This is a genomic window from Nonomuraea sp. NPDC048901, assembly GCF_040649695.1.
Taxonomy (GTDB): domain Bacteria; phylum Actinomycetota; class Actinomycetes; order Streptosporangiales; family Streptosporangiaceae; genus Nonomuraea.
This window is the reverse complement of the sequence record NZ_JBEZFW010000003.1, coordinates 405,824-420,021: the sequence shown is the minus strand read 5'-3', so window position 1 is coordinate 420,021 and position 14,198 is coordinate 405,824. Positions and strand designations below refer to the sequence as shown.

The following is a 14,198-nucleotide window of genomic DNA, read 5'->3' as shown; positions in this document are numbered from 1 at the left end:
CGCAGATCGGGTGGAGCAGGGCGCTCGACCTCCGATGGCCAAGCCGGGCTCCAGCCGGCGCATGGATAGCGCTGCGAACGTGTGGGAACGATGGGGTCATGGAGTTGTACACCGCCGTGCCGTCGGCCGAGTGGCGGGACACCAAGGCGACGCTGCACCGGTTCTGCCAGGTAGTGGGCAAGATCCGGCTCGCCTCGGCGGCCCGGCGCAACCACTGGTGGAACGCGCCGTTCCACGTCACCGGGCGAGGGATCACCACTCGTCCGATGGGACAGGCCGACGGTAACCCGATCTTCACGATCGACTTCGACTTCGTCGGCCACCAGCTGCTCCTCAGCACGGTGGACGGCCGGGAGGTGTCGTTCTCGCTCCCCGGCCAGTCGGTGTCGTCCTTCTACCACCAAACCATGCGGGCACTGACGGCCCTGGACGTGCGAGTGGACATACCCCTACCACGGCCGTTCGACCTGCCCGACTCCGACCGGCCGTTCGCCGACGACACCGAGCACGCGCACTACGATCCGGCCGAGGTCACCCGCTACTGGCAGGTCCTCAGCCAGGTGAACCTCCTGCTGGAGGAGTTCGCCGCGGGCTTCTCGGGCAAGATCAGCCCGGTGCACCACTTCTGGCACACCTTCGACATCGCCTGCACCCGCTTCTCCGACCGCGTGATCGACCAGCCGCCCGGAGCCGACCCGGTGACGCGGGAAGCGTACTCGCGGGAGGTGATCAGCTCCGGCTTCTGGTTCGGTGACGACGCCTTCCCGGACCCGGCCTTCTACTCCTACACCGCGCCCGAGCCCAAAGGCCTGGACAACGAACCATTGGAGCCCGCGGCAGCGCGGTGGATCGAGCAGCGAGGCAGCCATCTGGCCGTGCTGCGCCACGCCGACGCCCTGGCCGAGGCCGATCCGCGCGCCGCCGTCCTCGCCTTCTACGACAGCGCTTACCAGGCGGGAGCCCGGCGCGCCGGTTGGGACATCGCCCAGCTCGCCTGCCCCGGCGGGGTCACCGATCCGGTGCTGAGCGCTGGAACGTGACCGCGCACTGTATTTCGATCCCGTACGGCGCCAGCTGAAGCTCACTACTATCCGGCCATGATCTTCGACCTTTCGATACTCCTGAGAATCGGCGTGGCCATGGCCATTCCCGCGGTGTTCGCCTGCGCATCTGTGACGATCGCGGCGCAGTCCGCCCCACGGAATCGCCACGTACGCGTACGCCGCCGCTATGTGGTCGGGGGATTGTTCCTGTCGTTCGTCGGCGTCTGGATGATGGCATTCGGCGCGTGGTCGGCGCGTGCGGACACGCGCTACGGCGGCGCCGTCTTGATCGGGCTCAGTCTGCTGACCCTCATAGGCGGAGGTCTGCTCCTCTTAGGTTTCGGCCCGCTAGCCTCGTGGCTGCTGGAAATCCTCGGTCGGTACACGAAACGGCTGCCGCTGCTCGTTCGCCTGGCGGCCCGCGACCTGGCCGGTCGTCGCCCGACTACGGCTCCCGCGATCACGGTGACGATGATGGCGACCAGCTTCGGCATCGCGCTCACGATCGTCGCGGTCGGCATGACGGCGCAGGACAGGGCCGCCTACTCCCCCAGCGCCCGGCCCGGCACCCTCCTGGTGCGGCTCTTCTCGGCGGAGCAGGCCGGTCCCGTACGTACGGCGATCCAGCGGGAGTTACCCGGAGTTCCCATCGCCCAGAGTGAGAGTCCGCGTGAATACCGACACTTCGCGGCGAATGCCGAGAACGTCGACCTGCCGGAAGAGTCCGTCTACCCGAACGGAGTCATCGGCGACGAGGCACTGCTGCGGTATCTCACGGGCGACCAGTCGACGCCGTACGACGAGGGCAAGGCCGTGGTGGTCACGACCGCCGACGTGAAGGTCGACTCGGTCGAGATCGACTACAACGTGACCGGGAGCGACGGCCCGCCGACGAGCAAGACCACTCCGGCGACCGTCGCCAGAACCCTCGACCCTCACATGGAGACGATCTTCGTCCCGGCGAAGGTCGTCCGGGACCTCGGCTATCAGCTGAAGCCGGACGAGCTGATCGTCGATCCCTCCCTCCATCGCATCTCGGCGGGCGAACAGGCGCGGCTCGACAGCCGGCTGGGCGACATCGCGGAAACCTATGTCGAGCGGGGATTCCAGGCTTCGACCACCTGGCTGGTCGTCGCCGCGGCGACGCTCCTCATCGCTCTCTGCGGTGCGTGGGCCGCCGGGGACGGCAAGGACACGAGTTCGCGAGCGGGTCGGGTGCTGAGGCGGGCCGGTGACGGATCGGCCGCGACTTTCCGGTGGTTCGCCGCTTCCCGTGCGGGGCTGAGCACGCTGTGCGGAACGGTGCTGGGCGCGGTCGCCGGGTGCCCCATCGGGATGTTGCTGCTATGGCCTTTCACCGCGTCGGGCTCATGGGATGATCCGGTACGGGTGCCCTTCGAAACTCCGTGGCCGGCGATCGCGGCCGTGGTGGTCGGGCTGCCCGTCATCGCCGCCGCCCTCGGCGGACTCCTCGCGCGTGAGCAAGCCGGCGGCGAGCCGACCGCCACTCCGTGATCAGCGGCTTTCAGGTGGGTGGGGTGGCCAGTGGGAGGACGATGGGCGGCTGGACCTGCTCGTCCCGGCCGCCTGGGTCGGTTTCCACCGCGCCTCGGATGCACAGGGACGGTGACCAGGCGACGGACGACGGCTGGCCGAGCCTGACCACCGTGCCGACCTTGAAGCAGTAGCCCGTGGCCGCGTCCAGGCCGCCGACCGTGAACGTGGTGCTGCCGCTCCCCATCGACAGCACGCGATCACCGGGAGACTGCTGTAGCACCATGGGGAAGTCACTTTTGCGCTGCTGCTTCCAGGACAGCGTCACGGTCGTGCCGTTGTCGGTCACCAGTCTCAGGTCCTTGGGCCGCTGTGCGCTCATCGCCGCCGCGTCCAGGGTCTTGGCGGGACGGGCGATGGACGGCCCGGTAGAAGGCTCGGTAGAGGGCAGGGCACTGGGTGGTGGGGTCCGGGCAGCCGAGTCGGGTGGCTTGGCGGTCGTCGTGGGGTCGGTGCCTCCGGTCCCCGGGTCGGTGCCTCTGGTCGTGGCGGACTGGGGCTCCAGGGTGATCCGCGGTGGGGTCGACGGGCGGCCGTTCATGGCGGCGGCGACGCTGGCCGCGCCGATCAGCACGGCCAGGCCGGAGGTGCCGGCGATGAACAGGGGGACTTTCTTGCTCCTGCGCCTCGGCTCCGCCTGGGCCTGTGGCTGCGCCGTACCCGGCTGGTGGGAGGACGGATAGAGCGGGCGGGGCGGTCGGGGAAGTGACGCCGAGCGGTCGGGGTCGACGGTCCAGACGAGAGCCCGCGGCACCGACGTCTCACCGGCCACCGCTGGCGCTGGTTGCACTGGTGGCACCGACAGGAACGGCGAGCCGAGTGGCAAGTCGCCCGGCCCGGTCTGCGATGGTCCCGGCACGGGCGCAGGTCCGACAGAAGCGGGTGGCAAGCCGGGCCCGGTCTGCGAAGGCTCCGGCGCGGGTCCGACGGGGGTGGGCGGCAAGCCGGGGCCGGTCTGCGAGGGCCTCGGCGCGGGCGCGGGCCCGGTCTGCGATGGCGTCAGGCGGGAGCTCGGAGCGACCAGTTTGTACGTGGATGGGGCCGCTTGGTGGGCGGTGGGTGGAACCGACTGGTCCAGGGCGGCGTGGGCGAAGCGGGTGGCGAGGTCGGCGGCCGTAGGGCGGGACTCGGGGGACTTGGCCATCGCCTGATTGACGGCGGACACGAGGTCGGGCGGCAAGCCGGGAGACGCCAGGGGCGGCGGCTCCTCGCTCAGCACGCCGAAGACGAACCGGGCCGAGGTGTCCGGCCCGTCCAGGGCGAACGCGGGCCGCCCGGCAAGCAGCTCGTACAGCATCGACCCGAGCGAGTACACGTCCGACGCCGGACTGGCCGAGCGGCCCTCAAGCAGCTCGGGCGGGCTGTGGACGGACACGGACGTCCCGTCGGGCAGTTCGGCCAGTGACATCAGCCCGCTCATGCCGAACCCGGTCAATCTGGGCTCGCCGTGCTCGGGCAGGACCACGTTCTCCGGCCGTACGTCGCCGTGCACCCCGCCCGCCCCGTGAGTGGCCGCGAGCGCGGCGGCCACCGCGCGCGCGACGCGCAGCGCCTCGCCCGGCGGCGCGGGCAGGGTCCGGCCGGGCCGTTCGGCCAGCGTGCAGCCTCCGTGCAGCTCGGTCACCAGGTACGGGCGGCCGTCGGCGGTGGTGCCGATGTCGAGTACCGGGATCACGTTCGGATGGGCGGCGAGTGCGTCCGGGAAGCGGAATCCGCGCAGCAGCGGCTTGAGCCGGCGCTTGTCCACGCGGCGGCAGGCCAGCGACCGCAGCAGCACCGAGGCGCCGTCGCGGTCGGCCGTCGCGAGGTACGCGCTCCACGGCCCGTCCTGCCCGGCCCGCTCCTGGAGCCGGTAACCACGGACCTTCTCCGTCACCGTCACGCGTTCACTTCCCGGACCCGACAGCCACCGGCCCTCTTCCTCGCCGTCACGCGTTCACTTCCCCGATCCGGCGTCACCGCTTCCCGGAGGCAGCAGCCACCGGCCCTATCCGTCGCCGTCATGCGATCACTGCGGGACCGCCCAGGTCGTCGGTCTCGAACGCCTCGTCCTCGATCATCGGGAACCGGGTCCGCTCGCGGTCCTGCTCCTGGCCTTGGCCGCCACCTCCCATGCCCGGCGGGTACATGCCCATCGGCATGCCGCCGGTCCCGCCCCGCGCGGCCCCGCCGGCCGTCAGGCCACCCGCGCCCTGCGCGGCCGTCGTGGCGGTGCCGGTCCCCGAGGGGGTGAGCGGGCCGGTGGAGGGTAGGCCCGTGTTCACCCTGTGGGCCAGGTCGGGCGACATGGTGTCCGGGAAGCCGGCCAGGTTCGCCTTGGTGTCGGGCAGGCCGGGGGTCTTGAGGTCGCCGGGATTCTTCAGGTCCGGGGTCTGGGGACTCTGCAGGTCGGGGGTCTTCACTCCAGCCTGGTCGAGGCCGGGGAGGTTCGGGTTCTGGGCGCCGTTGGGGTCCGGGAGGTTTGTGCCGGGATCGGTCGGGCGCTGGTTCGGGTCGGTCAGGCCGGACGGGTCCCCGACACCGGACGACGTGGGGTCGGGCAGGCCGGACAGGCTGGAGTACGGGCTGCCGAGGCCCGTGTACGGATCGGAGACACCGCCACCACCGAGTCGGCCGTTGCCGCCCAGGCCGTCCATCTTCGGCAGTTCCACGGGAGTGACACCCGCGCCGGGGGGCGGAGCCGCGCGCTGCTCCAGTTCGGGGGCGATCCGGTCGTAGACCACTCCCATGAACCTGTTGAGTTGTCGCAGGTGGTGCCGGGCCAGGGCGTGAGCGTTGCCGTCGGTGCCGAACACGCTGTCACGCAGATCGTCGTCCCAGCCCGCGCTGCCGACCTGGGGGACGTTGTCCCGGAAGAAGGGCAGCACATCACGGCCGTACCAGATGAGCGGGTTGGCGACAGTCTGAGCGCTGTAGTTCACCGCGGCGAGATCCTTCTGGAGCTCGCCGATCTTCTTGAAGACGCCCTCCAGTGGCTCCCCGCCGAGGGAGGCGGCGATGCGCTGCGCCTCCGTCTGCAGGTTCCGCATCGACTCCTCGCAGCTCGCGGCCAAGGTCGCGTAGTTGTGGCCGGCGTCCTCGATCTTCCGCGGGTCGGTGTGGTTGCGGATGAGGTCGACGATGCCCTGGCTGTTCTCGCTGTCGCCCTTGCTCGTGGCGATGTCATCGGGCAGCGGACGGGTGCCGTCCTTGAGCTGGTACAGGGTGTAAGCGGTCATGTCGCCGTCCCGCGCAGGCCTTGGGCCACGGCCTGGTCGGCGTCCATGGCCGCCTTCACGGTCTGGTCGAGCGTCTCCAGGATGGCCTCGTAGACCGAGCAGAGCTGGGTGACGGCGCTCTTCAGACTGGTCTGCGCCTTGTCGGTGGTGAGTCTCAGGTCGGTGGCCGCCTGCCAGGTGCCCAGGTCGCGCTCGGTCAGCGTGGAGCGGCTGACGAGAACCTCCAGGCTCGGCGTGCCGCCCAGCCCCCTGAGCCGGTCGAGGTCGGCGCGGAGCTTCTCGACGGGCGAGTCGGGACGCGGCTTGCCGGTCTCCGGGTCCACGAAGTCGGCGATCTTGATGAACATCTCCTTCTTCGCCCCGCCCGGATCGACGTGGTATTTGGTCACCAACTCATCGCGCGTCGCCTCGGAGACCCGTGGCCGGGCGGTCGGCGGGTACCCTCCGTGCCCGTAAGTCTGCAGGTAGTCGGTGTACTCTTCCTCGGTGTTGCGCGGGTCCAGCTGTACCTCGTAGACGCGCCCGTCCTCGCCCGACTCGACGCCGTTGCGCTGGTCTCTCGGGAGGCCGAGGCCGTCCCTGGTGTCGTCCCGCTCGCCGCCGTCGTCAGGTGTCGGCATGAATCTCTCCCGGATATCGGTCTGCGCCCCTCCCCTCTGTATCCCGTACCGGGCGCGCCGGCGTTTCACTTCAAAGAATTTGGAACGGAATCCGGCTTGCCGCTCAAGACCGGCAAAATCCCCTTACATGGCCATTTCCTGGGCCGGCACCACCGCCCTCGCCCTGCTGCTCGCCATCACGCCCATTACCTCCGCGCAGGCGGACGGGATGGCTCCCTCCTGCAACCCCGAGGCCGGGGTCCAGGACGTCAGTGGCAAGCCCTGGCCGCAGGAGCGGCTGCGCTTCCAGCGGGTGTGGCGGCTGACCCGAGGCGAGGGCGTCACCGTCGCGGTCGTCGACAGCGGCGTGGACGCGCGGCACCCGCAGCTCGCCGGGGCGGTCACGACCTCCGAGGACCTGACGGGTACGGATCAGCGCGACTGCGTGGGCCACGGTACGGCCGTGGCGGGCATCATCGCGGGCCGGGACCTCACCTCGCGCGGCGTACCGTTCCTCGGGGTCGCGCCGGGCGCGCGGATCCTGTCGATCAAGCAGACCGAGACGCCGGACGGTGAGGTGTCACTGCTGGCCCGGGGCATCAGGCGGGCCGCCGAGCTCGGCGCGAAGGTCATCAACGTGTCCGTGGAGGCGCACGACCAGCCGGAGCTCAAGTCGGCCGTCGCGTACGCGCAGAGCAGGGACGTGGTGATCGTCGCGGCGGCCGGCAACGTGAAGCGTGAGGACGGCGAGGTGACGCCGTCCTACCCGGCCGACTACCCCGGCGTGATCGCGGTGGGCGCGGCCTCCCCCGACGGCACGAAGTCGGCGTTCTCCAACGGCACCACCAGGGTCTCCGTCACCGCCCCCGGCTCCGGGATCACCAGTACGTGGACGGGCGGCGGCTACCGTACGGACCTCGACGGCACCAGCTTCGCCGCGCCGTACGTGTCGGGGGTCGTGGCGCTGGTCAGGGCCCGGCATCCGGAGCTCGACCTGTGGCAGGTCAAGCGCCGGGTGGAGCTGACGGCCGAGGGCGGCGGCGCCACCGGGACCGGCGCGGGCCTGGTCAACCCGCTGCTCGCCGTCACCGCCGTACTGCCCGACTCGGTGGAGAAGGCGGGCGGCGGGGTGCCGGTCGTCGTGGCCAAGGCCGCCGCCCCCGACCCGCGTACGCGCGGGCTGGCCGTGGGCATCGCGGGAGGCACGGTCGCGGTGACGGGGCTGGTGATCTTCGTGGCGATCATGCTTCCCAAGGCCAGGCGGCGGGGCTGGCGCGCCGGGTGATCCAACATTTCCAGGAATGTTGAAGTCAGATCGGCCCTCCCGCGCACCGGCTTATGGTGCTCGCGTTGTCCCATGTTCGATACCGGGAGGTGAACCGTGGCGCAGCCGACCACTTATCAGCAGGGCAGTCAGCACGACGCGGCCGCTCGCGCGCTGACCGCGCACGAGCACATCACGCAGATCCACAACAGACTGCTCCAAATCCCCGAGCAGCTCGGCGGCTCGTGGAAGGGCGAGTCGGCGACCGTCTACACGCAGGTTCTCAACGAGTGGAACCCGCAGTTCAAGAAGGTCATCGACGCCCTCCACCAGATCGCCGAGAACCTCAAGGGCTCGGGGATCGAGTACGAGGAGGCCAGCACCTCCACCCAGGCCGTCACGAAGAACCTCATGGCCGCGCTCAACGGCGGTGCCGTCCGATGAGCGGGATCGACGTCAGGGAAGGATCTCAATGACCGGTGGCGGAGACATCATCCTCGCCAATTTCGACGAGATGGAAGAGATCGCGGCCGAGCTCGGCCGGGCGTACGCCAATCTCGTCGGCGAGCTGACCGACCTCGAGAACGACCTGAAGATCCTGGAGACCTGGGACGGCTCCGCGAAGGGCGTCTACCTGGAGGCCAAGCGCGAGTGGAACGAGGCCGTGGTGACGATGGGTGACACCATGCAGCGCTTCGGCCCGGCTTTGCACGACGCGACCGAGATCATGCGCGACGCCGAGCAGGCCAACGTCCGGCGCTGGGGCACCTGAGCCGAACGATGGCTGAAGGCGACAACGGGATACCCGCCGAGCTGGTCATCGACCCGGCGGCGGCCGGTGACCAGGCGATGTGCCGGCCGGACGCGCTGCTGGACGTCGCCGGGGCGATGTCGAGGGATCTGCTGCCCCGGCTCGAGTCGGCCGGGCACCGGGTGCCCGACCTGTCGTTCACGGCCGTCGGCGACTGGGATGTGGCACGAGGGTACGCCGAGACCATGCAACGGGCGCGCATGGCCACGGTGGACACGATGGGGTTCGTGACCGAGCTGGTCAGCAGGGTCGTCGAGGATCTGGTCGCCACCGCGAACACCGTCAGGGACGCCGACCAGCGGGCCGGCGACACCGCTCGCCGTACCGGATCTGCCGGATCTGCCGGATCTGCCGGATAGAGGGCCGCGTGGGAGAACCGAAGCCGATCAAGGAGGGCGCGCTGCCGGCCGGCGCGCCCGAGAGCTACGGCGGGCGCGACTCGATCCGGCGGTTGATCATGAACACCCGGCCGGAGGAGTTCGGCGGTGTCGCGGACGCCTACCAATCGGCCGGCACACTCCTTGACCAGACGATCAAGGAGTTGTCCCAATACGCCTCACGTCTCGTCGCCGATGGAAACTGGGGCGGCGAGTCGGCGCGGGCCATGCTCGGGCGGATGGCGCGGGTGCAGTCGTATCTCGGCACGCTGCGGAGCCAGATCGGCGACATCCCGTCATCCGTCCAGCAGGCCAGCCGTGAGCTGGCCGCGGCGAAGGAGCAGTTCGAGCCGGCCACCCGGGAGCAGTACGCCACGGTGGACACCGGGTCGTACATCTCCCGGGAATTGAGCAACGACCCCGACGCCGACGCCCGGCGCTTCCTCGCGGATCTGAACGGCCGCTTGAGGGACGCGCACGGGATCCTGCCCGAGCGGCTACCGTGGGACGCCGACCTGGCCTCCAGCGCGCCGTACCTGCCTCCAGTTGTGCGCGACAGCACTCCGACCGGTGGCGGGATCGACTTGGAGTCCACGCGCCCGGTCGCCCGGCTGGCCAGTGTGGATCCGACGGCGTCACCTATCTCGGCGGCGCCGCAGACCGCGCCGCTCGCTGCGGCGGTCCCTGGAACCGCCACTCCCCCGACCCTCGGGACCACGCCGGGCCAGGTCCCCGGGCTGATCACGTCAACGAGCGGAACGCCCTCCGTGGCCCAGCTCACCGGGTACCCGCCGACGACCGGCCCCGCGCTGATCGGGACCAACCCGACCACGTCCGAGCCGACACGCTCCTTGACCGGCGCCCGGCCCGACACCGCGCAGACCGACACCGCGCGGACCGACCCCACGCGGACCGACCCGACGCGGACCGGTGACCCGCGAACCGACAACCTGCGGACCTACTCCGAGCGGACCGACGGCGCGCGGACCGGCGACCCGTACCGGTCCGGCCCCATGCGCTCCGTCCTTGACCAGAGCAGCCCCATCGCCGACCAGGCCCGCAGCCCACTCGGCGGCCTCCCGCGCGAGACCGGCCCGTCCGTACGCCCCGGCGTCGTGCCGGTCGTGGACGGGACGTGGCCCGCCACGAATCCCACATCGTCCGGCGGCCCCACAGGGGCGGCCGCCGGTACCGGTGGCATGCCGTTCATGCCGATGGGCGGCGGCCCGGCCGGGTACGAGGGTGCGCCGGTCGCGCACCGGACGGCCCCGCCGCCCCCTGATGAGCCGGGCCTGTTCCGTCCCGCGTACGATCCCGGCCAACCGGTGGTGGACTAATCCATGACATCCGACAGCGACCTCAAGCGCATGGAGATGAACGCCGACTCCGTCCGTGAGGTCGGCCGCAACATCGCCGGCAAGCCCATGCAGCGCCTCAACGACATGACCCGCGTCGTGGCGGGGCTCAACGTCCACTCCGGCGCTTACGGCCTGTTCGGCTTCTTCGGCTCGTCGCTGGCGGACGCGGTCGACCAGGTCAAGCTGGCTGCCCACCAGTACGTGTCGGCGACCAGGCACGAGCTGGCCCAGATGGAGTCGAAGGCGTTCGACACGGCCAACACCGCCGTCCAGGGCGACGGCGCGGCCACCCGCGTCACGGCCGTCTGAGAGTCACCGTCCGAGAGCAAGTCTGAGAACGAGGACACATGCCGACACAACCGCAGTCCGTCATCGCCGGCGCGGGCATGGCCCAGCTGGGCTCGGCGCTGCTGGGCGGCGGCCGCGCGAAGTACGCCGGACTGATCATCGCCCTCACCGCCGCCGACACCCCCGAGCTGCGGCGGGCCGCGCAACAGTGGGAGGAGCTGTCGGCGGGGCTACGCGAGCACCCCCAGCTGATCCAGGAGTCCGTCAAGGACGTGCACTGGATGGCGACGAGCGCCGAGCTGTTCCAGCAGACGGTCGACACGCACAGCGACGAGGTCGCCGACAAGGCCGACCTGCCGCAGGCCACGGCGGACTCCATGCGCACCTCGGCCGACGCGCTCGACTTCGCCGGAAACCTGATGTTCGACGTGGGCGCCGCCATCCTCCTGGCGGGGACGATCTACCAGCTCGGGCGGATCAACCCCTATGTACGGCCCGCCGCGGAGGTGGCGGCGACGATGTTCGGCCGCCGGGCCGACCAGCAGGCCGGTCAGGGCGTCTTGAAGCTGCAGACGTTCCTCAGGGGATCGGAGAGCCTGGCCGGCAAGATCGCCGGCCGGTTCGCCGAGGTGTCGCCGGTCAAGAAGCTGGTCTTCGGCGGCGCGGCGGCGATAGGCGGCGGGATGGTCGCCAATTCGGCAGCGGCCGACGACCTCAGCGAGACGACCCTCCCGAAGGGCAACCAACCGAACCCGAACCAGCGCAACCAGCCGAACCCGACGCAGGGCAACCAGCCGAATCCGACGAAGGAAGTGTGATGCCGGCTTTCGACGAAGCGGCCATCGACCGCATGATCGCCGACACCCAGCGCCCCCTGGACGGGTTCGCGGAGCTGTACGAGCAGGTCCTGGCCGTGCAGGGGTTCGCCCAGGACGCGGAGAAGCTGGTGACCGTGGAGTGCTCCACCCAGGGCGTCACCGCGCTGGACATCAACCCGCGCGCGCTCCGCTGGGGCTCGGACAGGCTCGCCACCACGATCCTGGAGCTGATCGGCGCATCGCTGGCCGACCTGCAGGAGAAGTCGAACGCGCTCATGGCCGAACGGTGGGGCGCGGCCCCGCCGGACCTCACCGAGGAGGGCAACCCGGCCGAGCTGCGCCTGCAGAACGCGCAGGACACGTACGACAGGGTCATGGAGAACGCGATGGCCGAGCTGACCCGCATCCACCGACGCGTGGACGGTTCCTAGAAGATCACTAAAGACCGTGGCCCGTGAGGTGGTGGAGCGGCTGGCTGCACAGCGAATGAGACCATTTTCATGGGGATTGTTGAACGATGCTACAATCCCCTTACATCTTGCCATGCGCCCGGTCGACGGAAGGACGCCCTTGACCAGCAACGAGCACCGTCAGATCCGCTCTGTCGAAGATGAGGTGCGTGCCTGCGCGATCCGGGCCGAGCAGAGCTGCGCGTCCCTCCACAAGGCGACGGATGCGGCCATCGACACCGCGCTGCGTGCCATGGCGGAACGGTTGCGGGCGGCGCGGGACATCCTCACGACCGCCAACGAAGAAGACCTCGCGGCAGCCGTGTCCGCTGGGATGTCGCCGGCCCTGCAGGACCGGCTGCGGTTGACCGGCCCACGGTTGGAGAGCATGGCCGCCGAACTGCGCACGCTGGCGGATGTGGCGCACGAGCCTCGCGACCAGGTCCTCGAAGAGCGCGCGGATGGCCTTACCCTGCTGGAACGTCGCCGGCCGGTCGGCGTCATCGGCGCGAACTTCGAGGCACGTCCGAACGTCACCCTCGACATCGCCTCCCAGTTCCTCAAGTCACGCAACGCGGGCGTGTTGCGCACTGGTTCGGCCGCGCTGCGCTCGTCCCGGGCCCTCGTGGACCAGGTGATCGCACCGGCCCTCGGCGAGGCCGGCCTCGATCGGGACGCCATCCAGCTGATACCGAGCGAAGACCGCTCGGCGGCGTACTCGCTGGTGTCCCTGCCCCAGCTCATTCCACTGGTCATCCTGCGCGGCAGCGGCGACAGCACCCGCGACCTCGGCCGCCACGCGGCCCGCCACGGCGTCCGTACCCTCGCCCACGCCGACGGCGGCGGGGTCCTGTACGTGCATCCGGCCGCCGACGACAAGGTCGTGCACCAGCTGATCACCGACAGCCTGGACCGGCTGGGCGTGTGCAACCGGCTCAATCTGCTGCTCATCGACCAGTGCGTGTACGACGAGCGGCTACCCGGCATTCTTGAGGCCCTGGACCGCCTGGGCGTGACCGCCTCGCTGCCCCCGCACACCCACCCGCGTGGGTATGAGTGGTCGCTCGACTCCAACCGTGCGGCCACCGTGACAGTCGACGCCGTCGACGGCCCACTGCACGCGGCTCGAATCGCCAACGAAGAGACATCCGGACTGGCCGCCGCCATCGCGACCGAGGACCCGGCCGCCGCCGCGCAGTTCATCGACGCCTACACCGGCTCCGGCGTCTTCTGGAACTCCACCACGCGGCTCCTCGACGGCTTCAAACTGCTGCGGCTGCCAGAGACCGGAATCAACATCGACCGGGTACCCGGCCCACGCGGCCCGGTGAGCTTCCGCGACCTGTACCTACGGCAGTACATGATCGTGCCGAGCGGCCGGCTCACGTCCTGACCGGACCGTCCGTCCCTGCCAATCTTCTCCGGGGCGCTCAGCGGCTCAGGCAGTCGCCATTTCCCGGATGCGCGGATGGATCTCCAACGCCCACCGCACAGTCTTCGGCGGGCGCCCGAGCAGGGTCTCCAGCTGGTCGGTGACGCCGCGGTACCCCCCACCGCCGATCAGCCGGGTCAGGGTCTTCATGTGCTCCGCGGTGTGCGGATACTCGGCCAGGGCGGTGTCCACGTAGGTCTCGTTCCAGGTTTCGACATCTTCGGGAATGTAGGTGACCGGGCGTCCCAGCACGGCCGCGAAGTCCTCCGCGAACCCATGCATGTCCTTCCGTTCCGGACCGTTGAGCTCGTAGGACTTGGAGATGTGCGGTGCCGGGTCGGCCAGGATCTTCGCGCATACCTCCGCCACGTCGTAACCCGCGACGGGCGCGAGCCGGTGGTGGCCGAAGGGCAGGCGCAGTTCGCCCTTGCTCAGCGGCTCCAGCGCCAGCCAGGTCATCAGGGGGTTCTCGACGAACATGGCCCCCCGGATGTTGACAGTCGGCAGGCCGGACCACTGCAGCACCCGCTCGGCGATCCAGTGGGCCCGTTGCTGCGGCGACCAGTCCGCGACGAGTCCGCCGAGCCAGGCCAGCCGCTCTTCCTCCGGTGCGGTCATTTTGTCGAACGTCATGAACGACTGCTCGAACTCGGAAATGTTGACGAAGGCCTCGATGTCGCCCTGGGCCCGCGCCGCCGCGGCCATCAAGGTGACGGCGTCGGTGTAGTACGGCGACAGGCTCATGCTGAAGTAGATGCGTCGGCAGCCTTTCAGCGCGGCGGTCACGTCGGCGATGTTGAGCAGGTCTCCGACGAAGATCTCGGCCCCGGCCTGGCGCAGCGCGTGCGCGCGTTCGTCGTCCTGTCGCACGAACGCGCGCACCGGGTGCCCTTGGTCAAGCAGCATCTCGACCATCGTTCGACTCACACCACCGATATGACCGGCGGCACCGGTGATCAGGATGGGATTGCGTTCTGGCATCGGTGT

15 protein-coding genes are annotated in these 14,198 nt (G+C 70.1%); 11 read left to right on the top strand and 4 right to left on the bottom strand.

The features are described 5' to 3' along the window. Window positions 1-98 precede the first annotated feature (98 nt). Entirely contained in the window at window positions 99-1,040 is a 942-nt protein-coding gene (locus AB0C30_RS11455; RefSeq protein WP_357942190.1) for a DUF5996 family protein, read from the top strand. Between the two features lie 57 nt (window positions 1,041-1,097). After that, a complete protein-coding gene (locus AB0C30_RS11450) occupies window positions 1,098-2,558 on the top strand; it encodes a hypothetical protein (protein WP_357942188.1) in 1,461 nt (486 codons plus the stop codon). Between the two features lie 10 nt (window positions 2,559-2,568). On the opposite strand, the gene AB0C30_RS11445 is transcribed toward AB0C30_RS11450, so the two are convergent. From AB0C30_RS11445 to AB0C30_RS11435, 3 genes are all read right to left on the bottom strand, one after another. After that, window positions 2,569-4,479 carry a protein kinase gene (locus AB0C30_RS11445; protein WP_357942186.1) on the bottom strand — a complete coding sequence of 637 codons (1,911 nt, stop codon included), beginning with the start codon at window positions 4,477-4,479 and terminating at the stop codon, window positions 2,569-2,571. A gap of 118 nt (window positions 4,480-4,597) precedes the next feature. Further along, window positions 4,598-5,815: a hypothetical protein gene (locus AB0C30_RS11440; protein WP_357942184.1), complete on the bottom strand. Its 1,218-nt coding sequence runs from the start codon at window positions 5,813-5,815 to the stop codon at window positions 4,598-4,600. After that, the gene (locus tag AB0C30_RS11435) at window positions 5,812-6,435 is read right to left on the bottom strand and encodes a hypothetical protein (protein WP_357942182.1); all 624 of its coding nucleotides are present in this window, start codon (window positions 6,433-6,435) and stop codon (window positions 5,812-5,814) included. Before AB0C30_RS11435 ends, AB0C30_RS11440 begins: the two co-directional genes overlap by 4 nt. 127 nt (window positions 6,436-6,562) lie before the next feature. Here AB0C30_RS11435 and mycP point away from each other — a divergent pair, with 127 nt between their 5' ends. The 9 genes from mycP (at window position 6,563) to AB0C30_RS11390 (ending at window position 13,172) form a co-directional block, all read left to right on the top strand. Next, the gene (gene mycP / locus AB0C30_RS11430) at window positions 6,563-7,699 is read left to right on the top strand and encodes a type VII secretion-associated serine protease mycosin (protein WP_357942180.1); all 1,137 of its coding nucleotides are present in this window, start codon (window positions 6,563-6,565) and stop codon (window positions 7,697-7,699) included. A gap of 96 nt (window positions 7,700-7,795) precedes the next feature. Beyond that, the gene (locus AB0C30_RS11425) at window positions 7,796-8,122 is read left to right on the top strand and encodes a WXG100 family type VII secretion target (RefSeq protein WP_357942178.1); all 327 of its coding nucleotides are present in this window, start codon (window positions 7,796-7,798) and stop codon (window positions 8,120-8,122) included. A 28-nt stretch (window positions 8,123-8,150) separates the two neighbouring features. Continuing rightward, a complete protein-coding gene (locus AB0C30_RS11420) occupies window positions 8,151-8,450 on the top strand; it encodes a WXG100 family type VII secretion target (RefSeq protein WP_357942176.1) in 300 nt (99 codons plus the stop codon). A gap of 8 nt (window positions 8,451-8,458) precedes the next feature. Beyond that, window positions 8,459-8,848, top strand: a complete 390-nt coding sequence (locus AB0C30_RS11415) for a hypothetical protein (protein WP_357942174.1) — start codon at window positions 8,459-8,461, stop codon at window positions 8,846-8,848. A gap of 8 nt (window positions 8,849-8,856) precedes the next feature. Next, a complete protein-coding gene (locus AB0C30_RS11410) occupies window positions 8,857-10,203 on the top strand; it encodes a hypothetical protein (RefSeq protein ID WP_357942172.1) in 1,347 nt (448 codons plus the stop codon). Between the two features lie 3 nt (window positions 10,204-10,206). Then, window positions 10,207-10,533 carry a hypothetical protein gene (locus AB0C30_RS11405; RefSeq protein WP_357942170.1) on the top strand — a complete coding sequence of 109 codons (327 nt, stop codon included), beginning with the start codon at window positions 10,207-10,209 and terminating at the stop codon, window positions 10,531-10,533. 38 nt (window positions 10,534-10,571) lie between these two features. Further along, window positions 10,572-11,330 carry a hypothetical protein gene (locus AB0C30_RS11400; RefSeq protein WP_357942168.1) on the top strand — a complete coding sequence of 253 codons (759 nt, stop codon included), beginning with the start codon at window positions 10,572-10,574 and terminating at the stop codon, window positions 11,328-11,330. Then, window positions 11,330-11,761 (top strand): hypothetical protein, encoded by a 432-nt coding sequence (locus AB0C30_RS11395; RefSeq protein ID WP_357942166.1) that lies wholly within the window; start codon window positions 11,330-11,332, stop codon window positions 11,759-11,761. The genes AB0C30_RS11400 and AB0C30_RS11395 overlap by 1 nt, the downstream gene beginning before the upstream one ends. A 139-nt stretch (window positions 11,762-11,900) precedes the next feature. After that, window positions 11,901-13,172 (top strand): aldehyde dehydrogenase family protein, encoded by a 1,272-nt coding sequence (locus AB0C30_RS11390; protein ID WP_357942163.1) that lies wholly within the window; start codon window positions 11,901-11,903, stop codon window positions 13,170-13,172. Between the two features lie 45 nt (window positions 13,173-13,217). Here the strand turns inward: AB0C30_RS11390 and AB0C30_RS11385 are convergent, their stop codons facing one another. Continuing rightward, the gene (locus tag AB0C30_RS11385) at window positions 13,218-14,192 is read right to left on the bottom strand and encodes an NmrA family NAD(P)-binding protein (RefSeq protein ID WP_357942162.1); all 975 of its coding nucleotides are present in this window, start codon (window positions 14,190-14,192) and stop codon (window positions 13,218-13,220) included. Between the last annotated feature and the right edge of the window lie 6 nt (window positions 14,193-14,198).